Annotated in this window: 12 protein-coding genes; 10 read left to right on the forward strand and 2 right to left on the reverse strand. The window is 76.9% G+C overall.

What is annotated here, in order from left to right:
• The 8 genes from AC07FJ_RS11050 to AC07FJ_RS11085 all read left to right on the forward strand — a co-directional run bounded on the left by AC07FJ_RS11050 (position 1) and on the right by AC07FJ_RS11085 (position 20,360).
• A complete protein-coding gene (locus AC07FJ_RS11050) occupies positions 1-3,468 on the forward strand; it encodes an acyl carrier protein (protein WP_479047627.1) in 3,468 nt (1,155 codons plus the stop codon).
• Positions 3,459-4,547, forward strand: coding sequence for a MupA/Atu3671 family FMN-dependent luciferase-like monooxygenase (locus AC07FJ_RS11055; RefSeq protein WP_479047629.1), 1,089 nt, complete (start codon positions 3,459-3,461; stop codon positions 4,545-4,547). The genes AC07FJ_RS11050 and AC07FJ_RS11055 overlap by 10 nt, the downstream gene beginning before the upstream one ends.
• A complete protein-coding gene (locus AC07FJ_RS11060; protein ID WP_479047631.1) occupies positions 4,548-9,101 on the forward strand; it encodes an amino acid adenylation domain-containing protein in 4,554 nt (1,517 codons plus the stop codon).
• Positions 9,102-9,205: 104 nt separating this feature from the next.
• Positions 9,206-13,114 (forward strand): amino acid adenylation domain-containing protein, encoded by a 3,909-nt coding sequence (locus tag AC07FJ_RS11065; protein WP_479047633.1) that lies wholly within the window; start codon positions 9,206-9,208, stop codon positions 13,112-13,114.
• Positions 13,111-16,485, forward strand: coding sequence for a non-ribosomal peptide synthetase (locus tag AC07FJ_RS11070; RefSeq protein WP_479047635.1), 3,375 nt, complete (start codon positions 13,111-13,113; stop codon positions 16,483-16,485). Before AC07FJ_RS11065 ends, AC07FJ_RS11070 begins: the two co-directional genes overlap by 4 nt.
• 3 nt (positions 16,486-16,488) lie before the next feature.
• Positions 16,489-18,447 carry a beta-ketoacyl synthase N-terminal-like domain-containing protein gene (locus AC07FJ_RS11075; RefSeq protein ID WP_479047638.1) on the forward strand — a complete coding sequence of 653 codons (1,959 nt, stop codon included), beginning with the start codon at positions 16,489-16,491 and terminating at the stop codon, positions 18,445-18,447.
• Positions 18,444-19,673 (forward strand): cytochrome P450, encoded by a 1,230-nt coding sequence (locus AC07FJ_RS11080; protein ID WP_479047639.1) that lies wholly within the window; start codon positions 18,444-18,446, stop codon positions 19,671-19,673. The genes AC07FJ_RS11075 and AC07FJ_RS11080 overlap by 4 nt, the downstream gene beginning before the upstream one ends.
• 129 nt (positions 19,674-19,802) lie before the next feature.
• On the forward strand, positions 19,803-20,360 hold the full coding sequence (locus AC07FJ_RS11085) for a TetR/AcrR family transcriptional regulator (protein WP_479047641.1): 558 nt from the start codon (positions 19,803-19,805) through the stop codon (positions 20,358-20,360).
• A 21-nt stretch (positions 20,361-20,381) separates the two neighbouring features.
• Here AC07FJ_RS11085 and ku read toward each other — a convergent pair whose 3' ends face one another.
• Positions 20,382-21,410: a non-homologous end joining protein Ku gene (ku, locus tag AC07FJ_RS11090; protein ID WP_479047643.1), complete on the reverse strand. Its 1,029-nt coding sequence runs from the start codon at positions 21,408-21,410 to the stop codon at positions 20,382-20,384.
• Between the two features lie 50 nt (positions 21,411-21,460).
• On the opposite strand from ku, the gene ligD reads away from it, so the two are divergent.
• Together ligD and AC07FJ_RS11100 are read left to right on the forward strand one after the other, a co-directional pair.
• Entirely contained in the window at positions 21,461-22,345 is an 885-nt protein-coding gene (gene ligD, locus AC07FJ_RS11095) for a non-homologous end-joining DNA ligase (RefSeq protein ID WP_479047646.1), read from the forward strand.
• A complete protein-coding gene (locus AC07FJ_RS11100) occupies positions 22,342-23,244 on the forward strand; it encodes an ATP-dependent DNA ligase (protein ID WP_479047648.1) in 903 nt (300 codons plus the stop codon). The genes ligD and AC07FJ_RS11100 overlap by 4 nt, the downstream gene beginning before the upstream one ends.
• A gap of 22 nt (positions 23,245-23,266) precedes the next feature.
• Here AC07FJ_RS11100 and AC07FJ_RS11105 read toward each other — a convergent pair whose 3' ends face one another.
• Entirely contained in the window at positions 23,267-24,073 is an 807-nt protein-coding gene (locus AC07FJ_RS11105; protein WP_479047651.1) for a nuclease-related domain-containing protein, read from the reverse strand.
• Positions 24,074-24,141 lie beyond the last annotated feature (68 nt).

Consider the following 24,141-nt stretch of genomic DNA (forward strand, 5'->3'; position numbering starts at 1 on the left):
ATGGAGCGTGTGCACGAGCGGTTCGCGGAGCGGGCGCGCCGCGCCCCGGACGCCGTCGCGCTGGTCGACGGCGACGAGCGGCTGACGTACCGGCGGCTCGACGAGGCGGCGGAACGGTTCGCCGGGGCGCTGGCCGACCGCGGGGTGGTGCGGGGCTCGCGCGTGGGCGTGTACCTGGAGCGGTCCGCCGCGATGGTGGTGGCGCTGCTCGGCACGCTCAAGGCGGGCGCCGCGTACGTGATGCTCGACCCGGACTTCCCGGCGGCGCGGCTGCGGGCGATGGCGGCCGACGCGGGGGTCGGTGTCGTCGTGGACCGCGACGGCGCCCGGTGGGGGCACGGGCCGTCCGTCGACGTCGCGGCCGAGGGCGGGCCGTACGCCCTCGTCGGCGGCGACGCGGGTGACGCGGCGTGCGTGATGTTCACCTCCGGGTCCACCGGGCGGCCCAAGGGCATCGTCGCCTCCCACCACGCCGTCACCGCCACGCTGACCGGGCAGGACTTCGCCTCCTTCGGGCCCGGCGCGGTGTGGTTGCAGTGCGCGCCGGTGTCGTGGGACGCGTTCGCGCTGGAGCTGTGGGGTCCGCTGCTGGGCGGAGGGACCTGCGTGCTGCATCCCGGCCAGCGGCCGGACCCGGTGGTGATGGGCCGGCTCGTCGCCGAGCACGGCGTCACGTCCGCGTACCTGTCCGCCGGGCTCTTCAACGTGATCGTGGACGAGTATCCGCGCGCGCTGGAGGGCGTACGCGAACTCGTCGTCGGCGGCGAGGCGCTGTCGGCGGCGCACGTGGCGCGGGCGCTGGAGCGGTGGCCCGGGCTGCGGATCAGCAACGGCTACGGGCCCGTGGAGGGCATGGTCTTCCTCACCACCCACCGCGTCGAGCCCGCCGATGTGCGGGACGGTGCGACGTCCGTGCCCATCGGGCGGCCGCTGGCCGGCAAGCGGGTGTACGTCCTCGACGAGCGGCTGCGGCCCGTGCCGGACGGGGCCGTCGGCGAGCTGTACGCCGCCGGGGCCGGGCTCGCGCTCGGGTACGCCGGTCAGGCCGGGGCGAGCGCGGAGCGGTTCGTCGCCGATCCGTACGGGCCGCCGGGCGGCCGGATGTACCGCACCGGGGACCTGGTGCGGCGGCGGGCGGCGGACGGTGCGCTGGAGTTCGTGGGGCGGGCCGACGCGCAGGTCAAGATACGCGGCTTCCGCGTGGAGCCCGGCGAGGTCGAGGCCGTCCTGGGGAGCCGTCCGGGCGTCCGCCGGGTCGCGGTCGTCGCCCGCGAGGACCACTCCGGGGAGCGGCAGCTGGTGGCGTACGTCGTCGGGCACGAGGGCTGTCGGCAGGCGGAGCTGGAGGCCGGGCTGCGCGCGTACGCGAAGAGCGTGCTGGCCGACCACTTGGTGCCGGGGGCGTTCGTGACGCTGGACGCGCTGCCGCTGACGGGGAACGGCAAGCTGGACCGGGCCGCCCTGCCCGCGCCGGGGGCCGTGGCGGGAGGCCGGGGGCGGGCGCCCGGTGACGCGCGCGAGGCGGCGCTGTGCGGGCTGTTCGCCGAGGTGCTGGGCGTGGAGTCGGTCGGCGCCGACGACGACTTCTTCGCGCTGGGCGGGCACTCGCTGCTCGTGGCCCGGCTGCTGGGGCGCATCCACGCGGAGCTGGGCGCCGAGGTCGACGTACGGACGCTGTTCGAGGCGCCGACGCCGGCGGCGCTGGCGCCCCGGCTGGCGGCGGCCGTCTCCCCCGTGGAGCCGGGCGCCCCTGATGACGGTACGTCGGTGTCGTACGCCGAGCGCAGGCTGTGGTTCCTGGACCGGCTCGACGCGGGCGTCGCGTACAACATGCCCATGCTGGCCCGGCTGCGCGGGCCCGTGGACCCCGGCGCGCTGGGCGCCGCGCTCGGCGAGGTCGTCGCGCGGCACGAGGCGCTGCGGACGGTGTTCGACGCGGTGGACGGCGAGCCGGTGCGGCGCGTGCTGACGGGGGACGCGGCCCGGCCGCCGTACCGGCACCTGGTCGTGGGCGGCGAGGAGCTGGAGCGGCGGATCCACGAGGAGGCGCGGCACCGGTTCGACCTGAGCGCCGAACTCCCCGTGCGCGGCGCGCTGTTCACCGTGCGGGAGCGGCCCGACGAGCACGCGCTGCTCCTGGTCCTGCACCACATCGCGGCGGACGGCTGGTCGCTGCCGCCCCTCTTCCGCGACCTGTCGCGGGCGTACGCGGGTACGGCGCTGCCCGCCCTGCCGGTCGGGTACGCCGAGCACGCGCGGCGCCGGCGGGAGCGGCTGGCGGAGCTGCGCGAACCGCAGCTGGCGTACTGGGAGAAGGCGTTGGCGGGCGTACGGCCGCCGGAGCTGCCGTGGCGCGGCCGGAGCGCTGCGGAACGTGACGCCGGCACCGTCGTACGGAGCCTGGACGGCGAGGCGCACCGGCGGCTGGTGGAGCTGGGCCGCGCGCAGGGGGCCACGCTCTTCATGGTGCTGCACGCGGCGCTGGCCGCCGTGCTCGCCCGGGCGGGCGCGGGCGAGGACACCGCGGTCGCCGCGCCGGTCGCGGGGCGCGGGAACGACGGGACCGTCGACGACGTCGTCGGCTTCTTCGTCAACCTGCTGGTCCTGCGGGCCGACGCGTCCGGCGACCCGACGGTACGGGAGCTGCTGGCGCGCGTCCGGGACACGGACCTGTCGGCGCTCGCGCACCAGGACGTGCCGTTCGAGGAGGTCGTCGACACGCTGAACCCGGCGCGGCGGCCCGGGCGGCAGCCGTTCACGGACGTGGTCCTGGCGCTCCAGAACAACGCCCGCGCGGAGGTGGACCTGCCGGGCGTCGACGCCTCGGTAGAGGTCGTCCGCACGGGCGCGGCGCGCTTCGAGCTGCTGGTCGACGTGACGGACCGCTACGGGGCGGGTGGTGCGCCACAGGGCGTGGACCTCACCCTGGAGTACCGCACGGCCGCGCTGGACCGCGCGGTGGTGGAGTGGTTCGCCGACGCCCTGGTGGGGGTGTTGGGCGCCGCGGCCGCAGACCCCGACGTCCGGCTCTCGCAGCTGGGCCTCGGCGAGCCGCCCCGCGCCGCGGCCGCCGAGCCCGGTCGGCCCGTCCCGGCGCCCGCGCCGCGCCCCGCTCCCGACGCCGCGCTCGCGCGGCGGGTCGCGGCGGTGTGGCGCGACGTGCTCGGGGTCGAGGAGGTCGGTCCCCACGACGACTTCTTCCTGCTGGGCGGCAACTCCCTGCGCGCGGTGCGCGTCGCCGCGCGCCTGACGAACGAGGGGCTCGGGGGCGGGGCCGTCACGGCGGCTCAGGTCTTCGAGACCCCCACGGTGGCCGGCCTGGCCGCCGCCGTGGAGGCCGCGGCGGGCCGCGAGCGCCCCGCCGACGCGCCCATCCCCCGCCGGGCCCGGGTGCCCCGGCAGCGGAGGCCCGAGCCGGAGCAGGGCCAGGACCAGGACCGGCAGGGGGGCGAGCGGTCGTGGACCTGAGCGTGATGTTCTTCGGCGCGGACGCGCCGGCGGGTGGCGCGGAGGCCGGGGCCCCGGGCGGCGCTGAACGCGGGCGGCATGTGGGGGCGTACGACGACATCCTCGCCATCGCCCGCGCCGCCGACCGGCTCGGGTTCCACGCCGTGTGGACGCCCGAGCGGCACTTCCAGCAGGTCGGGCAGGTGTTCCCCAGTCCGCCCGTCCTCAGTGCCGCGCTCGCCGTCGCCACCGAGCGGATCGGGATCCGGGCCGGGAGCGTCGTACTGCCGCTGCACCACCCGTTGCGCGTCGTCGAGGACTGGGCGGTCGTCGACAACCTGTCGCGCGGGCGCGTCGGGCTGTCCCTCGCCACCGGGTGGCACTCCGCCGACTTCGTCGTCTCCCCCGGCGCGTACGCCGACCGGCGGGAGCGCATGCTGCGGGACGTGCCGCTGCTGCGGCGGCTGTGGGCCGGGGAGGCGGTGGAGTTCGAGGACGGCGTCGGCGAGGCGGTGGCCGTGCGGCCCACGCCCGCGCCCGTGCAGGACGCGTTGCCCCTGTGGCTGACCACCTCCGGGAGCCCGGAGACCTGGGAGACGGCCGGCCGGCTCCGGGCCGGGGTGCTGGGCGCGACCGTGGGCCAGAGCCGCGACGAGCTGGCCGGGAAGATCGCCCGGTACCGGGCGGCCTTCGCCGCCGCGCCCGGGCAGGGCGGGAGCGGGGCCGGGCCGCGTGGGCGCGTCACGCTCATGGCGCACACCTTCGTCGGGGAGGACGACGCGCACGTACGGCGGCTGGTGGCGGAGCCGTTGACCGCGTACCTGCGGTCGTACGTGCGGCAGACCTCCGCCAACCGGTCCGCCGACCGGCGCACCGCCGGGCTCACGGACGAACAGACGGCGCTGATGGCGGAGTTCGCCTTCCGCCGCTATCTCACGTGGGGCTCCCTGCTCGGCTCCGCCGAGACCTGCCGCACGATGCTCGCCGACCTGCGCGAGCTGGGCGTCGACGAGGTCGCCTGCTTCATCGACTTCGGCCTCGGCCGGGACGAGGTGCTGGCCGGGCTGCACCGGCTGGCGGAACTCCAGGAGGAGCTCTAGATGGTGTCGACGGCTGACCGCTTCCGCGCGCTCGGCTCCGAGCAGCGCGTACGGCTCATGCGGCGCCTGGTGGAGTCGGGGTGGGCGGGGACCGTACCCGCCGTCGTACCGGTGCGGGAGGGGGACGGTGGCGCTCCGGTGCGGCTCAGTCCCGCGCAGGAGGACCTGTGGGTGTACGACTCGCTGTATCCGGGGACCCCGGCGCTGAACCTGTGCTCGGCGTACCACTTCGACGGTCCGGTCGACCCCGCGCACCTGGCGGCGGCGCTCACGCTGGTGCGGCGGCACCACGACGTCCTGCGGGCGCGGATCCGGGGCCGGGCCGGGGACCTGTGGCTGGAGTTCCCGGACGAGGGGCCCTTCGTGCTGGAACGGGAGGACCTGCGGGGCACGGGCCGGGACATCGCACAGGCGCTGGAGGCTTTCCGGCGACGGCCGTTCGACCTGGCGGGCGACCGGCTGATGCGGGCGCGGTTCGTCACGGTCGACGACCGGCGGTCCACGCTGATGCTGAGCCTGCACCACATCATCACCGACTGGTGGTCCTTCGACGTGCTGCAGAGCGAGTTCGCGGAGGCGTACCGGGCGGTGCGGGACGGGACCGCGCCCCGGCTGACGCGCCCCGCCGTGCAGTACGCCGACTTCGCCGCCTGGCAGGGCGAACTGGAGGCCGCCGGGGTCTTCGAGGCGCGGCTCGGCTTCTGGCGGCGTTACCTCGCCGAGCCGCCGGGGGCGCTGACCGTGCCCGGTACGCCGGCTGGGTCCGGCCCCGGGATCGCGCAGGTGCCGTTCCGGGTGGAGCGGGAGACGGCGGACGCGGTACGGGCGCTGGCGCGGGAGCGGGGCGCGTCGGTGTACGTGGTGCTGATGGCGGCGTTCGCGGTGCTCGCGCACCGGCTGTCGGGCGCCGGGGACCTGGTGCTGGGCACGCCGACCGCGAACCGGGCCGCCAAGGGCCTGGAGCGGGTCATCGGATACGTCATGAACGCCGTGCCCACGCGGTGGCGGATCGGGCCGCAGGACTCCTTCGGGGAGGTGCTGGGCCGGTTCGCGGCCGACTTCCCGGAGCTGATGGCCCACGCCGACGTGCCGGTGGGGCGGATCGTCTCGGCGGTGGCGCCGGAGCGGGACGCGGGGCGCTCGCCGCTGTTCCAGTGGGTGTTCATGCACCTGGCGCAGCAGCGCAGTGTGCGGGCACTGAGCGAGTTCGCCGTACCGGAGCGCATCCACACGGGCGGTGAGCACGACCTGGTCGGCATCGTCCGGGACGCCGCCGACCCGGCCGAGGGCATGACGGGCAGCTTCGAGGTGCGGACCGAGCTGTTCGCGCCGGAGGCCGTGGCGCGGTGGGCCGAGGCGTACGTGGAGCTGCTGCGGCGGGTCACAGCGGCGCCGGACACGCCGGTGCGCGACCACGAGCTGATGCCGGCGGCGGAGCGGGCACGGCTGCTGGCCGCCTCGGCGGGACCGGCGGGGCCGGAGCCGGTCGCGCTGCCCGGTCTGGTGGCGCGGCAGGCGGCGCGTACGCCCGATGCCGTGGCGCTGGCCTGCGGTGAGGTCGCGCTGACGTACGCCGGACTCGCCGACCGGGTGGACCGGCTGGCCGGGCTGCTCGCGGCGCGCGGCGCCGGGCCCGGGCGGCTCGTGGCGCTGGCGCTGGGGCGGACGCCCGCGATGGTGGTGGCCGCGCTGGCGGTGCAGCGGGCAGGGGCGGCGTACCTGCCGGTCGACCTCGACTATCCGGCCGAGCACGTGCGGTACGTGCTGGAGGACGCGGCGCCGGTGCTTCTGGTGACGGACGGTCAGAACGTCGGCGTGCCCGGTGAGGTGCCGCTGCTCGTCCTGGACGAGGGGGTGTACGCGGCGCACGAGCCGCTCCCGGTACGGGAGGTGGGCCCGGACGACACCGCGTACGTCATCTACACCTCCGGCACCACCGGGCGGCCCAAGGGGGTCGTCGTCACGCACCGGGGCATCGCCGCGCTGGGGCACAGCTACGCGGAGCGGTTCGGGCTCGGGCCCGGCGACCGGGTGCTCCAACTGGGGTCGCCCGCCTTCGACATCTCGGTCGGTGAGGCGGCGATGGCGTTCGCGGCCGGGGCGACGCTGGTCGTGGCGCCGCCGGGGCCGCTGGTGGGGGCCGCGCTCGGGGACGTACTGGCCCGGGAGCGGATCACCTGCACCCTGCTGCCGCCGTCGGTGTTGGCGACCGTGCCGGAGGGCGCGTACCCGGACCTGCGGGTGATCGCCTCGGGCGCGGAGGCCTGCCCGCCGGACCTGGTGGCCCGCTGGGCCGGTCCCGGAAGCGGGCGGCGGTTCCACAACGCGTACGGGCCCACCGAGTCGACCGTCGGCGCCACCGCGTCGGGCCCGCTGGTGCCGGACGGGCGGACGCCGTCCATCGGGACGCCGGTGGCGGGGACGCGCGCGTACGTTCTCGACGCGCGGCTGCGGCCGGTGCCGGCGGGGGTGCGCGGCGAGCTGTACCTGGCGGGTGACGGGCTGGCGCGCGGCTATCTGGGGCGGCCGGGGCCGACCGCCGAGCGGTTCGTCGCCGACCCGTACGGGCCGCCGGGCGCGCGGATGTACCGGACAGGGGACCTGGCGCGGTGGCGCGAGGACGGGTCGCTGGACTGCCTGGGCCGCGCGGACGACCAGGTGAAGCTGCGCGGCTTCCGGGTGGAGCCGGGCGAGGTGGCGGCCGTGCTCGCGGAGCATCCGGCGATCGGGCGGGCCGTGGTGGTGGCGCGCGGCGGGCGGCTGGTGGCGTACGTGGTGCCGAACGGCTCCCTCGGTGCCGGCGACGTGCTCGCGTACGCGGCCGGGCGGCTGCCCGCGCACATGGTGCCCGCCGATGTGGTGGTGCTCGACGCTCTGCCGGTCGCCGCGAACGGCAAGCTGGACCGGGACGCCCTGCCCGAGCCGGGCGGCGTTGCGGAGGGCGGACGGGCTCCGGCCACCGGGCGCGAGGAGGTGCTGTGCGGCCTGTTCGCGGGCGTCCTGGGCAGGGCGTCGGTCGGCGCGGACGACGACTTCTTCCGGCTCGGCGGCGACAGCATCATGGCGATCCAGCTGGCCGGGCGGGCGCTGACGGAGGCGGGGCTCGCGTTCACGCCCCGGGACGTGTTCACGGCGCGGACCCCGGCGGGGCTGGCGCGCGTGGCGCGGGAGGCCCGGGAGGCGGCTCCGGCATCCGGGGACTCCGGGGTGGGGCGGCTGCCGCTCACGCCCGTCATGCGGTGGTGGCGCGAGCAACTCCGTGAACACGGCGGTGATCCGGCCGCCTTCACGCAGTCGATGGTCTTCCCCGTACCGGACGGGGTGCCGTACGAGCGGGTGACCGCCGCCGTGCAGGGGCTGGTGGACCGGCACGGGGCGCTGCGGATGCGGCTGGTCGGGGGCGGCCCGGGGCCAGCGGGCCCGGACGCGGAGGAGGAGTTGGAGGTCCGGCCCGTCGGGGACGTACGGGTGGAGGTCCTGCGCGCGGCTCCGGAGGACGAGCGGCTGGACCCGGCGCGGGGCGAGATGCTGAGGGCCGTCCTGGACGGTGACCGCTTGCTGCTGACCGTGCACCACCTCGCGGTCGACGGCGTGTCCTGGCGGGTGCTCGGGCCCGAGCTGGCCGCCGCGCTGGCGGGGTCCCCGGTCCGGGAGGCGGGCGGTACGTCCTTCCGGCGGTGGGCGCGGCTGCTGCGCGAGGAGTCGGCGAGGCCGGAGCGGGTGGACACCGAAGCGCCCTGGTGGGAGCGGGCGTTGGGGGGCGGCGGTCCGGACGGCCGGATCGCGGGCGGCCGCGGTGCCGGGGCGCCCCGGGCCGGCTTCACCGTGGAGTTCGGCGCCGGGGTGACGGAGGCCGTGCTGGGCGCCGTACCGGCGGCGTTCCACTGCGGTACGGACACGGTGCTGCTGGCCGCGCTGACGGCCGCCGTGGAGCGGTGGCGCGGCGGCGGCTCCGGTGTGCTGGTGCACCTGGAGGGGCACGGCCGCGAGGCGCCTGCGGACGGGGTGGGCGGGGTGGACGTGTCCCGGACCGTCGGCTGGTTCACCACCCAGTACCCGGTACGGCTGGACGCGGGCGGTACGGCGGGGGCCGCGGCTCCGGGCGAGGCGCTGAAGCGCGTCAAGGAGCAGCTGCGCGCGGTGCCGGACGGGGGCCTCGGGTGGGGGCTGCTGCGGTACCTGAACCAGGACACGGCGCCGAAGCTGGCGGCCCTGCCCGTGCCCGACCTCCGCTTCAACTACCTGGGGCGGCTGGGCGGGGCCGATGTGGCCGGGGGTGAGCTGCTGGGCGCGGCGGCCGCGACGATGCCGCTGGGGCACGCGCTGGAGATCGACGCGGTGGCCCTCGACCGGGGCCTGGTCGCCGGGTGGTCGTACGCGGAAGGCGTCCTGGCCGACGGCGAGGTGCGGCGGCTCGCGGAGCTGTGGCGCGAGGCGGTCGAGGCGCTGGTCGCGGAGGCGGCCCGGGAGGGCGCGGGCGGGCACACGGCGTCGGACTTCGACCTGGTGGAGCTGTCGCAGGAGCAGCTGGAGATGCTGGAAGGGGACTGGTGAGCGGGAGCGGGGACCACGGGGGCGGGGCCCGCCGGGTCGCGCCGCACGGTGGCGGGCCCGGCCCCACGGCCGGCAGCGGGGATCACGGCGGCCGGTCCGGCCCGATGGCCGGCAGCAGGGGCCACGGCGGCCGGTCCGGCCCGACAGCCGACGGCCGGTCCGGCCCGGCAACCGTCGGCGGGACCCACAGCAGCCGGTCCGGCCCCACAGCCGACGGCGGGTCCGGCGGCGGGCGGATCGCGGACGTCCTGCCGCTGGCGCCCGCGCAGGAGGGGCTGTACTTCCACGCCGTACGGGACGCCGGGGACGGCGAGCCGGACCCGTACGTGGTGCAGGCGCGCTTCCGGGTCGCCTGCGGCACCCCGGTCCCGGTGCGGCAGGCCGTGGCGGCGCTGCTGGAGCGGCACCCGAACCTGAAGGCGGGCTTCCGGCACGAGCGGCTGGCGCAGCCGGTGCAGCTGATCCCGCGCGAGGTGGCGGTCGAGTGGCGGGAGGTCGCCGACGGGGACGTACGGGAGGTGATGGCCGAGGAGCGGGCGCGGCGGTTCGACGTGCGGCGGCCGCCGCTGGTGCGGGGTGCCCTGGTGGCGGGCCGCGACCTCGTCCTGACCTTCCATCACCTGCTCCTCGACGGCTGGTCGCTGCCGCTCCTGGAACGCGACCTGGCCGCGCTCTGCGCCGGCGGGCCGCTGCCGCCGCCCGTCCCCTACCGGGACTACCTGGCCTGGCTGCGGCGGCAGGACGCCGACGCGGCGCGTGCGGCGTGGCGCGAGGCGCTGGCGGGCCTGGAGCGGCCCCGGCTGCTGTCCCCGTCCGGCCCCGCCGACGCGGCCGAGGTCCACGACGTGGAGCTCTCCGCCGCGCTCACGGCCGCGGTGGCGCGGCGGGCCGCCGCGTGCGGGGTCACCGTCAACACCGTCGTCCAGGCCGCCTGGGCACTGGTCCTGCACCGCATGACGGGCGGCGGCGCGCGTGACGTGGTGTTCGGGGCCGTGGTCTCCGGCCGGCCGCACGACCTGCCGGGCGTGGAGAGGATGGTGGGCCTCTTCGTCAACACGCTGCCGGTACGGGTACGGCTGCGCGACCGCGAGCCGGTGGGCGGGCTGCTGGCCCGCCTCCAGACCGAGCAGCTGCGCCTCGCGCCGTACCACCACGTGCGGCTCGCGGAGGTGCAGCGGGAGGCGGGGGCCGGGGACCTCTTCGACACGGTGCTGGCGTTCGAGAACTTCCCGCGCTCCGGCGCGGACGGTGCCGCCGCCGTGAGCCTCGTCGAGGCGGTGGACGCCACCCACTACCCGGTGACCGTGGCCGTCGTCGCGGGCGAGCACATGCTGCTGCGCATCGGCTGCCGCCGGGGCATCGCGCCCGGCGCGGTGGCGGCGCGGCTGGCGCACGCCCTGGAGGAGCTCGCGGGCGACCCGGGCCGCCCGGTGGCCCGGCTGGACATCCTGCCGCCCGAGGAGCGCGCCGCGCTGCGGGCGGCGGAGGCGGGGCCGGCGCGTCCGCCCGCCGAACCGGCGACGGTGGTGGAGCGGTTCGCGCACCAGGTCTCGCGCGCCCCCGGGGCGGTGGCGCTGCGCGCCCCCGACGGCGCGCTCTCGTACGCCGAGCTGGCGGCCGCCTCGGACGCGCTCGCCGGGCGCCTGGCCGCTTCCGGGGTCCGGCGGGGCGACACCGTGGCGCTGCCGCTGCCGCGCTCGCCGGGGCTGGTGGTGGCGCAGTTGGCGGTGGTCAAGGCGGGCGCCGCGTACCTCCCCCTGGACCCGGCCCAGCCGTCCGCCCGTCTCAGCCGGCTCCTGGCCTCCTCGGGGGCGCGCCTCGCCGTGACGGCGGGCCCCACGCCGTGGCTGCCGCGCGAGGTGGCCGAACTCCGCCTCGACGCGCCGGGCGCTGCGGAGGCTGCCGTTTCCTCACCGGCTCCCGCCCCCGACGACGCCGCCTGCGTCATGTACACCTCGGGCTCCAGCGGCGAGCCGAAGGGCGTGGTCGTCCCCCACCGCGCGATCGTCGAACTCGCCGCCGACCGGCGCTTCGAGGGCGGGGCCCACCGCCGCGTGCTGTTCCACAGCGCGCACACCTTCGACGCCGCCACCTACGAGGTGTGGGTGCCGCTCCTCACCGGCGGGACCGTCGTCCTCGCGCCCCCGGAGCCGGTCACGCCCGGCCTCCTCGAGCGGTTGCTGCCCGACGAGGGCGTCACCGCGCTGTGGCTGACCGCCGAGCTGTTCCGCGTGGTCGCCGACGTCGCGCCCGAGGTGCTGTCCGGTCTGCGCGAGGTGTGGGCCGGCGGCGACGTCGTGGCACCGGAGGCCGTACGCCGCGTACGGGAGGCCTGTCCCGGCACCCGGGTCGTCATCGGGTACGGGCCCACCGAGACCACCGTGTTCGCCACCGCCGGGCCCGAGGGCATCGGGCGGCCCCTCGACCGGACCCGTACGTACGTCCTCGACGCCGCCCTGCGCCCCGTCCCGGACGGCACCATCGGCGAGCTGTACGTCGCCGGGGCCGGTCTCGCGCGCGGCTACCTGCACCGGCCCGGGCTCACCGCCGAGCGGTTCGTCGCCGACCCGTACGGGCCGCCCGGCGCCCGCATGTACCGCACCGGGGACCTGGTGCGGCGCCGCCCCGACGGGGTGCTGGAGTTCGAGGGCCGCGCCGACGCGCAGGTCAAGGTGCGGGGCTTCCGCGTCGAGCCCGCGGAGGTCGAGGCGGCGCTGGGGCGCTGCGCCGGGGTCGTCCGCGCGGTCGTCACCGCTCGGGCAACGGGTCCGGACGGCGGCAGTGGTGGCGGCGGCAAGGTGCTCGCCGCGCACGTCGTCCTCGCGCCGGGCGCCGCGCTGAGCGCCGTACGGCAGGAGGCGGCGCGGGCCCTGCCGCGGCACCTGGTGCCGTCGCTGTGGGCGCGCGTCGACGCCGTACCGCTGACGGCGCACGGCAAGGTGGACCGGGCGGCGCTGCCGGAGCCCGGGGCACCGGCGGAATCGCGCCGCGCGCCCCGGCCCGGGCGGGAGGCGGCGCTGTGCGCGCTGTTCGCCGAGGTGCTCGGCGTGGACGCGGTCGGCCCCGACGACGACTTCTTCGCGCGCGGCGGCCACTCGCTGCTCGCGCTCCGGCTGGCCTCGCGGATCGAGACGGCGCTCGGCGTCCGCGTCCCCCTCGCCGCGCTGTTCGAGGCCCCGTCCCCGGCCGCGCTCGCCGACCGCCTCGGCCGGGACGCCGACGACGGGTTCGGGCCGCTGGTCACCCTGCGCCCCGGGCGGCCGGACCGTACGCCGCTGTTCTGCGTGCACCCGGGCTTCGGCCTCGGCTGGGCGTACACGGCGCTGCTGCCGCACCTCTCCCCCGGCGTCCCGGTCCTCGCCCTCCAGTCCCCGGCCATGCGCGGCGGGACGGACCTGCCCGCCGATCTGGGCGCGATGGCGGAGGGGTACGTCGAGCGGATCCGCGCCGTGCGGCCGCACGGCCCGTACCTCCTCGCCGGGCGTTCCTTCGGCGGGGCGCTCGCCCACGAGATGGCCGTCCGGCTGCGGCGGGCGGGCGAGGAGGTGGGACTGCTGGCGGTGCTGGACGCGATGCCGAAGCCGGCGGCGGCCGGGCCGCTCGACCCGGCGGCCGTCGAGCGGGAGGCGCTGCGGCTGCTGCTGCGCAACAACCAGGTGCCGCCGGGCGCGGGACCGCTGGTCCGGGCCGAGGTGTTCGCGCGCGTACGCGACGGGGACGGCGTCCTCGCCGGGTTCGACGACGCGCGGCTCGCGGCCGTGGCGGACTCGTTGGTCCACCACATCCGGCTGGCGCGCGCCTGGCGGCCGTCGCCGTACGACGGGCGGGTGACGCTCTTCTCGGCGACGCGCGCGGCCGAGGCGACGACGGAGGAGAAGGCGGCGGCGTGGCGGCCGTGGGCGGCGGCGCTGGACGTCCACGAACTGGACTGCGCCCACAGCGAGGTGCTGGACGCGGGACCGGCGGCGGCCGTCGCCGCCGTCCTCGACGACGTACTACGGGGGAAGTCGTGACGGATCCGGAAGAGCTGGACGAGGTGGAGGAGTACGAGTTCCCGGTCTCGGACGCGCAGAGCCGGCTGCTCGTCCTGGACCAGCTGGACCCGGGCTCCGCGCAGTACAACGTGCCCGCCGCCTTCACCGTGCGCGGCCCCTTCGACGTGGCCGCCTTCCGCCGCGCGATGGACGCGCTGGTGGCGCGGCACGAGGCGCTGCGCACCGTCTTCCGGATGTCGGAGGGCGCGCCCGTACAGATCGTCGCGTCGGCCGGCCGGGCGGCGGTGCGGGTGGAGACCGGCGTCCCGGCGGGCGAGGCGGACGCGCGGATACGGGCGGAGGCGGCGCGGCCGTTCGACACGGCGGCCGGGCCGCTGCTGCGCGCCACCGTGTACGTGCTGGACGACGGCTCGCACCGGGTGCTGCTCGTCGCCCACCACCTGGTGTGCGACGGCTGGTCGCTCCAGGTGCTCCTGCGGGACCTGTCGGCGGCGTACGAGGCGGAGGTGAAGGGGGTGCCGTCCGGCGCCGGCCCCGACGCGCTGCCCGAACCGCCGCTGCAGTACCCCGACTACGCGGCCTGGCAGCGCGAGCGGATGGAGGAGGGCGCGTACGACCGGGCCGTGGCGCACTGGGCCGAGCAGCTGCGCGGGGCGCCCGGCACGGTGGCGCTGCCGCTGGACCGGCCGCGCGCGGCGGTGCGGTCGGCGGCGGGCGGGAGCGTGCGGTTCCGGATCGGCGCGGTGGTGCGGGAGCGGCTGGCGGCCGTGGCCCGGACGCGCGGGGCCACGCCCTTCATGGGGCTGTTCGCGGTGTACGCGGCGTTCCTGGGGCGGCTTTCGGGGCGCGAGGACCTGGTGATCGGGTTCCCGGTGTCGGGGCGTGACCGGCCCGAGCTCCAGGAGACGGTCGGCATGCTCACCAACACGCTGGCGCTGCGCGTCGACCTGTCCGGCGACCCCTCGTACGGCGAGCTGGTCGCCCGGCTGCGCGAGCGGCTGGTGGCGGGCCGGCCCTACGAGGACGCGCCGTTCGAGGCGGTCGTCGACGCGGTCGCGCCGGCCCGGGAGACCAGCCACGACCCGGTGGTGCAGGTGGTGTTCGCGTACGACGACGACACCGAGCTGTCGGTGGCGCTGGCGGGCGCGGAGGTCTCGCGTGCCGAGGTGGAGGTGGAGGCGGCCAAGTTCGACCTGCACCTGCACGTGGAGCGGTGGGGGGAGGAGCTGGCGGCGCAGTTCATCTACCGCGCGGGGCTGTTCGACGCGGCGACGGTACGCGCGTGGGCGCGGTCCTTCGAGACGCTGCTGTCGAGCGCCCTGGCCCGGCCCGACGTGCCGCTGTCCCTGCTGGACGCCGTCCCGGCGGACGAGCGCGCCCGGGTACTGGCGGCGGCCGACCGTACGGCCGAGGCGGCTTGCGTGGACCGCCTGGTGCCGGACCTGGTCGCGGACCGCGCGGCCGAGCGCCCGGACGCCACGGCCCTCGTCTGCGGCGAGGTCCGCCTCACCTACCGCCAGCTGCTGGCCCGCGCCGACGCCCTGGCCTCCCGGCTCCGCGCCGAGGGCGCCCGCCCCGGCGTCCGCGTCGGCCTGCTGCTGCCGCGCTCGGCGGACATGGCGGTCGCGGCCCTCGCGGTCCTGCGCGCGGGCGCCGCGTACGTCCCCCTGGACCCGGCGAACCCGGACGCGCGGCTGCGCTACATGGCCGGGGACTCGGGCATGTCGCTGCTGCTGGTGGCGGCGGGGACGGCGGACCGGGACCTGGGGGTGCGGGCGCTGCGCGTCGACGAGCCGGACGGGGAGGCGAGTTCGGGCCAGAGGGCCGAGAGCCCCGGCCCGGGCGGCGCCCGAGGGGCCGGCACCGCGGCGTCGGCGCATGCCGCCCGCTTCGCGGCGGCCGAAGGCCCGGCCGGGGCGGCTGTGGCGAAGCCACCCGCCGTAGACCCGCCCGCGCCGCCGGGCGAAGCCCAGGCGGCCGGCGGGGCCCGGGGCGAAGCCCCGGCGCCCGCACCCGGGCCCGACGACCTCGCGTACGTCCTCTACACCTCCGGCTCCACCGGCGTGCCCAAGGGCGTGGCCGTGGCGCACCGGGCGCTGGTGAACCTGGCCGTCGCCGTGCGGCCGGTGTTCCCGGTCACGGCCGAGGACCGGGTGCTGCAGTTCGTGTCGTTCGGGTTCGACGTGGCCGTCTCCGACCTGTTCTTCCCGTGGGTCGCGGGGGCCGAGCTGCACGTCGCGCAGGAGCACGAGCGGCTCGGGGACGGGCTGTTCGCCCGGTTGCGGGACAGCGGGATCACCTACGTGTTCCTGCCGCCGTCCGCCGCGATGATGCTGCCCGAGGGGGCGGGGGGCGCGCTGCCCCGGCTGCGGACGCTCGCCGTCGGCGGGGAGGCGTGCCCGGCGGAGCTGGTGGAGCGGCTGGCCGCGCCCGGGCGGCGGATCGTCAACGCGTACGGGCCCAGCGAGGCCACCGTGTACTCCACCACCGCCGAGCTGCGCCCCCGCGAGCCGGTCGTCATCGGGCACGCCGTACCCGGCGCCCGCACCTACGTGCTGGACGCGCGGCTGCGGCCGGTGCCCGTCGGGGTCACGGGCGAGGTGTACGTGGCCGGGGCCTCGCTGGCGCGCGGCTACATCGGCCGCCCCGGCATGACCGCCGAGCGGTTCGTCGCCGACCCGTACGGTCCGCCCGGCACCCGCATGTACCGCACCGGGGACCTGGGCCGGATCGACGCGCACGGGGTGCTGCACTACCTCGGGCGGAGCGACGCGCAGGTGAAGCTGCGCGGCTTCCGCGTCGAGCTCGGCGAGGTCGAGGCGCTGCTGGCGGGCGTGGACGGGGTGGTGATGGCGGCCGCGGCCGTGCGCGGTGACCGGCTGGTGGCGTACGTCGTCGGGGACGCGCCCGACGAGGCGCTGCGCGCCCGGCTGGCGGAGCGGCTGCCCGGCTACATGGTGCCCGAGGTCTTCGTGCGCCTGGACGGGCTTCCGCTGAACCGCTCCGGCAAGATCGACCGGGCCGCCCTGCCCGAACCCCCGGCCGAACGGCCGCCGTTGGCGGAGTCGTACGCCGCGCCGGGCGGGGACACCGAGCGCCGCGTCGCGGAGGTGTGGGCGCGGGTGCTGACGCTCGACCGGGTGGGCGTGCACGACAACTTCTTCGAACTGGGCGGCAATTCGGTACGGCTGCTGGCCGTCCTGGCGGCCCTGCGCCGCGCCGGGTACGGCGAGGACGCGCTGACCCTCGTCGACCTCTTCCGGCACCCGACGGTCGCCGCGCTCGCCGCGCACCTGGACGGCGGCGCACGGCCGGCCCGCGGGACGTCCACGCGGCGGGACCGCGCCGCCACCGCACGAAGGCTCCGCAGCAACCGGAAAGGCCACTGAACGATGGACCAGCAGGTTCCCGAAGGCGCGATAGCCGTCGTCGGCATGAGCGGGCGCTTCCCCGGCGCCCCCGACCTGGCCGCCTACTGGGCGAACCTCCGGGGCGGCGTCTGCTCGCTCACGGACTTCGACGCCCCGGCGGGCGAGGTCGGCACCAAGGGCCTCCTCGCGGACGCCGACCGCTTCGAGGCGGACCTCTTCGGCTTCCACCGCACCGAGGCCGCCGTGCTCGACCCGCAGCACCGGCTGCTGCTGGAGACGGCGTGGGCGGCGCTGGAGGACGCGGGGTACGACCCGCTGCGGGCGCCCGCCCGCACGGGCGTGTACGTCGGCGGCTCGCCCACCGAGCACGCGCTGGCCGCCGCCACCGACCGCGAGTCGGCGGCCCGGATCGGCGCGACGCAGGTGCGGATCCTCACCGACCGGGAGTTCCTGGCGCCGTGGATCTCGTACCGGCTGGGGCTCGACGGGCCGAGCATGAACGTCCAGACGGCGTGTTCGACGTCGCTGACCGCCGTGCACCTGGCGGCGCAGGCGCTGCTGCTGGGCGAGTGCGACACCGCGCTCGCGGGCGGCGTCTCGGTCGACGCCGTACGGCCCCGGGGGTACGTCCACGTCGACGGTGGGATCTACGCGCCGGACGGGAGGTGCCGGCCCTTCGACGAGAAGGCGGCGGGGACCGTGCCCGGCAACGGCGTCGGCGTGGTCGTCCTGCGGCGCCTGGAGGACGCGCTGGCGGACGGCGACCCGGTGCGCGCGGTGCTGCGCGGCTCGGCGGTGACGAACGACGGCGCGACGAAGGTCGGGTTCACGGCCCCGGGCGTGGACCGGCAGACGGCGGCGATCGCGGAGGCGTGGGAGGCGGCCGGCCTGGACCCGGCGCGGGTGCAGTACCTGGAGGCGCACGGGACGGGCACGGAGCTCGGCGACCGGATCGAACTGGCGGCGGCGGGCGCGGCGTTCGCCGGGGCGTCCGGCGTGCGACTGGGGTCGGTCAAGTCGAACATCGGACACCTGGACGCGGCGGCGGGGGTGGCCGCCCTCATCAAGACGGTGCTGATGCTGGAGCACGGCGCGCTGGCGCCGACGGTCAACGTCGAGTCGCCCCATCCGGACCTGGAGTCGTCGCCGTTCCGGCTGGTCACGGAGGCGGGCGCCGCGTGGCCGCGCCCGGCGGACGGCTCGGGCCGGCTGGCGGGCGTGACGTCGGTCGGCATCGGCGGGACGAACGTGCACGTGGTGCTGGAGGAGGCGCCGCCGCGACCGGCCCCGGCACCCGCCCCTGGCGGTGGTCCGTTCGTCCTGCCGCTGTCGGCCCGGACCGAGGGGCAACTCCAGGTGCTCGCCGGGCGCTTGGCGGAGTGGCTGCGCACGGAGGGCGCGACCTCGTCGCTCGCCGAGGTGGCGCACACCCTGCGCACCGGGCGCACCGCCCTGCCGGTGCGGACGTACGTCGTCGCCTCCGGCCCGGCCGAGGCCGCGGAGAAGCTGGCCGCCGGGGTGCGGGACCCGCATCCGCTGGGCGAGACGTGGCTGGCGGGCGGGGAGGTGGCCTGGCCCCAGGCGGCGGAGGGCACGCGGCGGGTGAGCCTGCCGACGTACCCGTTCGCGGGCGAGAGCCACGGCGCGCTCACGCTCGACCGACCCGTACCACAGCCCGCCGCACCGGAGGCGGATCCGGAAGGGGACCTGGAGGCGGCGGTGGCGGGGGCGCTGCGGGAGGCGCTGGGGCTCGACGCGTCCGAAGCGGCCTTGGACCGGACGTACTTCGAGGCGGGTGGCGACTCGCTGACCGCCGTGCACCTGGTGTCCCGGATGAGCGACGATTTCGGCGTCGACGTACCGATCGACCTGTTCCTGGAGCAGCTGACGCTCGCCGAGCTGGCGGCCCGGATCGTGGAGCTGCGGTCCGGGGACGACGAACTCGGGGCGCTGCTGGACGAGTTCGAGGCGGAGGCGTGACCGTGGGGCGGGCGGCGGTGGACCTGCTCGATCCGCGCGTGCACGCCGAGGAGGACCTGCGCGGCGTGTGGCGGGAGTTGCGCCGCCGCGATCCGGTGCGCTGGCAGCCCGTGGACCCGGCGCGGGGCGCGGCCGTGCCGGGCTTCTGGGTGGTGACGCGCCACGCGGACGTGGTGCGGGCGCTGCGCGACGCGCGGACGTTCTCGTCGGAGGGCGGGAACATGCTGGCCACGCTCCTCCAGGGGTACGACCGCGGGGCCGGGAAGATGCTCGTGGTGACGGACGGGGAGCGGCACGCGGCGCTGCGGCGGCTGCTGTCCGGCGGGTTCGGGCCCCGGCAGCTGGGGCCGGTGACGGAGTCGATCGCGCGCGCGACGCGGGAGCTGCTGGCGGAGGCGGTGACGCGCAGTGGCTCGGGAGAGCCCGTCGACTTCGTGGCGGAGGTCGCCGCGCAGGTGCCGCTGCGGGCGATCTGCGAGCTGCTGGGTGTGCCGGCGGCGGACCGGGCGCGGGTGCTGGAGCTGACGAACGCGGCGATGCTGGGCGAGGAGAGCGCCTCGGCGTCCGTCGAGGTGCGGATCGCGCAGAGCGAGCTCCTGCACTACTACCTGCGGCTGGCGGCCGAGCGGCGCGAGGCGCCCGGCGGCGACATCGTCAGCCTGCTGGTGACCGGCACGGTCGACGGGCGCCCGCTCACCGAGGAGGAGACCCTCCTCAACTGCTACAACCTCATCATCGGCGGGGACGAGACGGCCCGGCTGTCGATGGCGGGCGGGCTGCTGGCGCTGGCCGCCCACCCCGAGCAGTGGGCGCGGCTGCGGGCGGACGCGTCGCTGGTCGGCCCGGCCGCCGAGGAGATCCTGCGCTGGACGACGCCGGTGGCCCACGTGGGCCGCACGGCCACGGCGGACACGGAGCTGGGGGACGGCACACGGATCGCGGCGGGTGACGCGGTGACGCTGTGGTGCGCGTCGGCCAACTTCGACGAGGAGGCGTTCGACGGCCCGGACCGCTTCGACGTGGGGCGCGACCCGAACCGGCACGTCACCTTCGGCTTCGGCCCGCACTTCTGCCTGGGGGCGCAGCTCGCCCGGGTGGAGATCCGGGCGATGCTGGCCGAACTGCGCGCCCAGGTGACCTCCTTCGAGGTGACGGGCCCGGCGCCGCGGCTGGCGTCGAACTTCGTACGCGGTGTGAGCGCGCTGCCGGTGGCGTTCAGCAGGTGACGCCGCGCCGCGCCTTCAGGAGGTGACGCGGCTCCGGTGGCGCTCCCCGGCGGAAGGCGCCGCGAGCGCGAGACGACGCCCCGCCCCCCCCGGCAGACCGCCTCTCAACCGCCCGCCGCCCGGCGCCGGTTGGCTGCCCGCGACTGGGCCGACGCCGCCCTCGCCGCGATCGGCGAGGGCGGCGAGGGCGGCGAGGGCGGTCTCGCGGCGGTCGCGGTGGAGCCGCTCGCCGCGCGCCTGGGCACGACGAAAGGCAGCTTCTCCTGGCACTTCGCCAACCGGGAGGCGCTGATCGAGGCGGCGCTGCTGCGCTGGGAGGAGACCGGCACCGAGGCGGTCATCACCGCGCTCGCCGCCGAGCCCGACCCGGAGAAGCGGCTGCGCACGCTGTTCCTGAACGCCACGGCCTCGGCGGCGGAGAACCCCCTGGAGGTCTCCCTCCTCGCCACCCCCGACCACCCCCAGGTCGCCGCGGTCCTGCACCGCGTGACCGAGCGCCGCGTCGCCTACGTCTCCCGGCTCTTCGAGGAACTCGGCTTCCCCCCGGCCGCCGCCGCCCGCCGGGCGCTGCCGGCCTACACCTCGTACCTGGGTCACACCCATCTGACGCACGCGGCCCCGGGGGCGCTGCCGCGGGACCCGGAGTACCTGGAGTCGGTGCTGGAGACGCTGCTGCGGAGGGGATGAAGGGCGCGGGCCGGACCGCCGTCACGCCGAGCGCTTGCGCGGAGTCGCCTTCTTGGCGGGGGCCTTCTTCGCCGCCGGCTTCTTCTCCGCCGCCTTCGCGGTCTTGGAGGTGGACTTGCGGGACGCGGCCGGCTTCTTCGCGGCGGACTCGGCGGACTTGGCGGTCTTCGCGGTGGACTTCTTCGCGCCCGTCTCCTTCGGCGCCGCCTGCGCCTTCTTGCGCGGCCGCGGGGACAGCTCCGTCACCGAGGCCTCGGCGGGGGCGGGCTCGCCGCGGGCCTCGCGGGCGGCGCGGACGCTGTTCTCCAGGGCGGCCATCAGGTCGATGACCTGGCCGCCCCCTTCCTTCTTGGGCTCCGCCGGGACCTCCAGGCCGCCCTCCGCCTTGGCGGCGATGAGCTCCTCCACCGCCTCCCGGTAGTCGTCGTGGAGGCTGTGGATGTCGACCTCGCCGAGCGTGTCCATCAGGGCGTCCGCGAGGTCGAGTTCGGCGTCCCGGACCGTGACGGCGGTGTCGGGGGCGACGCCCTCGGGGGCGCGGATCTCGTCCGGCCAGAGCAGTCCGTGCATGGCGATCACGTCGTCGACGACGCGCAGCATGCCCAGCCGCTCCCGTCCCCGCAGGGCGAACTTGGCGATGGCGACCCGGTCGCTGCGCTTGAGCGCCTCGCGCAGCAGGGTGTAGGGCTTGGCGGCCGGGACGCCGTTCGCCGCGAGGTAGTACGCCGCGTCCATCTGGAGCGGATCGATCTCCGACGACGGGACGAAGGCGACGATCTCGATCGTCTTGGCGGTCGGCAGCGGCAGCGCGGACAGGTCCTCGTCGGTGATGGGGATCATCGTGCCGTCGGCCTCTTCGTACGCCTTGCCGATCTCCGACGTCTGGACCTCCTCGCCGTCCAGCTCGCACACCTTGCGGTAGCGGATGCGGCCGCCGTCCTCGACGTGGATCTGCCGGAAGGAGACGGACTTGTTCTCGGTGGCGTTCACCAGCTTGATGGGGATGCTGACCAGGCCAAAGGAAATCGCACCATTCCAAATGGACCGCACGGCTCGTCCCTTTCATCCCGTTCGTCCCGGTTTCATGGGATTCTCATCGTATGACGCCGATCACCGAGGTGGAGGGGCGACGGCTGGCGCTCAGCAACCTGGACAAGGTCATCCACCCCGCCACCGGCACCACCAAGGGCGAGATCCTGCACTACTACGCGACCGCCGCCGCCTGCCTGCTCCCCCACCTCCAGGGCCGCCCGCTGTCCTTCCTGCGCTACCCCGACGGCCCCGACGGCCAGCTGTTCTTCACCAAGAACCCGCCGCCCGGCACCCCCGCCTGGGTGCGGACCGTGCCCGTCCCCCGGACGGAGGACAAGGGCACCCGCCAGGTGGTCGTCGAGGACCTGGCCTCCCTCATGTGGGCGGCCAACCTGGTGGTGGAGTTCCACACCCCGCAGTGGCGGGCCGACGCCCCCGCCGAGGCCGACCGGCTCGTCCTCGACCTCGACCCCGGCGCGCCCGCCACCGTCGTGGAGTGCTGCCACGTCGCCGTCTGGCTGCGCGAGCGGCTCGCCGCCGACGGCCTGGAGGCGTACGCCAAGACCTCCGGCGCCAAGGGGCTGCACCTGTACGCGGCGCTGGAGCCCGCGCCCTCCGAGCGGGTCTCGGCGTACGCGAAGAAACTCGCCGTCGAGGCGGAGGCGGAGCTCGCCGGGCTGGTCGTGCACCGGATGGCCAAGGCGCTGCGGCCCGGCAAGGTCTTCGTCGACCACAGCCAGAACGCCGCCGCCAAGACCACGGCCGCCCCCTACACCCTGCGGGCCCGCCGCGAGCCGGTCGTCTCCACGCCCGTCACCTGGGACGAGGTCGAGGCCTGCGGCCACCCCTCGCAGCTCGCCTTCCGCATCGAGGACCTCGCGCCACGCCTCCAGCGGTACGGCGACCTCCTCGCGCCGCTGCTCGACCCCGACCGCGCCGGGGTCCTGCCATGACGACGGCCGCCGCTCTGCGACCGCCCGTGCGGGTCGCGCTCGCCGAGACGGTGGGCGCACTGCCGCGCGAGGCGGGGCTCGCGTACGAACCGAAGTTCGACGGGCACCGGATGGTGATCTTCCGCCAGAGCGGTGACGACGTGGTGCTCCAGGCGCGCTCCGGGCGGATCATCACCGCCGCGTTCCCCGACCTCGCCGCGGCCGCCCGGCACCTCCCGGCGGGGACGGTCCTCGACGGCGAGGTGGTGGTCTGGCGCGAGGGCCGCACCGACTTCGCCGCCGTCCAGGGCCGGGCCTTCGCCACGCCCGGCCGCGCCCCCGCGCTCGCGCGGCGGCTGCCCGCCTCGTACGCCGCCTTCGACGTGCTGGCGGCGGACGGCGCCGACCTGCGGCAGGTGCGCTACGACTGGCGGCGCGAACGGCTGGTGGAGCTGCTCGCGGAGCTCGGGCCGCCGATCCAGGCGGTGCCGATGACGACCGACCCGGAGCTGGCGGAGACCTGGTACGAGACGCTCCCCGAGATCGGCGTGGAGGGGCTGGTGATCAAGCGGCTCGACCAGCCGTACAAGCCGGGCAAGCGCGTCTGGCGCAAGTACCGGCACACCGACACCAAGGACGCGGTGGTCGTCGGGTATACGGGCGCGCGGGAGCGGCCGGCCGCGCTGGTGCTGGTCCTGCCGGACGACGACGTCCCGGTGGTCTCCAGCCCGCTGCCGCCCGTCCTGCGCTCCCGCGCGGGCGCGGCGCTGCGGGAGCTCACCCCCGGCGAGCCGGCGACCGCGCAGGCGGTCGGCATCGGCGACGTCGCCTACCGGTCCGTGCCACCGGAGCTGACGGCGGAGGTGGCGACGGGCACGACCCGGCACACGGTGACGACGGTGCTCAGGCTGAAGGACTAGCGCTCGACCCGGAAGGCAGGCCCTAGACGGCCGCCCACGTGCGGCGGTCGCGTGCCGTCGCGTACAGCGCCTCCACGTCCGCCGGCTTCACTACACCGCCGAGCGCCGCGAGCGACGGGATCTCGCCGTCCCGCACCACCCGCACGTCCCGCGGGCCCCGCACGTCACGGACCGGGTCCAGGCGGGCCGCGTCCACCACCGCGAGGAGCGGCCGCACCGCCGTGGCCAGGGCATGTGCGGCCCGCTCGGCGTCGCGGCGCAGCCACCGCAGGTGCGGGCGCGGCTCGGCGCGGCCCACCACGACGTCCGGGTCGGCGATCCGCACCCGGTGGCCGCGCGCGGCGAGGGTGCGGACCGCGAACACCCCGCCGGGGCCGATCGCCAGGTGGTCCAGGTGCGACGCGCCCGGCAGCGGGACGGAGTGCAGGACGCGCCAGCCGGCGCGGTCCAGCCGGTCGAGGGCATCGCCGACGCGCTGCCGCGCCGCGAGCTCGGCGGGGCGCGGATCGCGCCCGAAGCGGCGCGGCGGGGTCCGGCCGAGCGCCAGGTGCAGGGCCTCGCCGGGGCGGTTGGGGGCCAGGTCGTCGTCGGGGTGGAGGGAGAGTCGCCGCAGGTCGGCGGGGGTGGGGACGGGCGGCGGCCCGATGGTGACGGTCCCGGTGACGAAGGGTGCGAGGGCCGCCATGACGGCGTCGGCGTACGCGTCCTGGAGCAGGCTGATCCGGCCGCTGTCCCGGTCGTACCAGGCGACCGCCCGGCCGTCGGGCAGGCTGACGTGCAGCCGGTCCCGGCCGTACCGGCGGGTCGGCGTGACCCGCAGTCCGCTCATGCGGCACCACCCCCACGCCCATGGGAACAGCCCCGCTCACGGGCGGCAAGACGCGGTACGGCGGGTTT

This window comes from Streptomyces sp. NPDC045998, assembly GCF_056430285.1.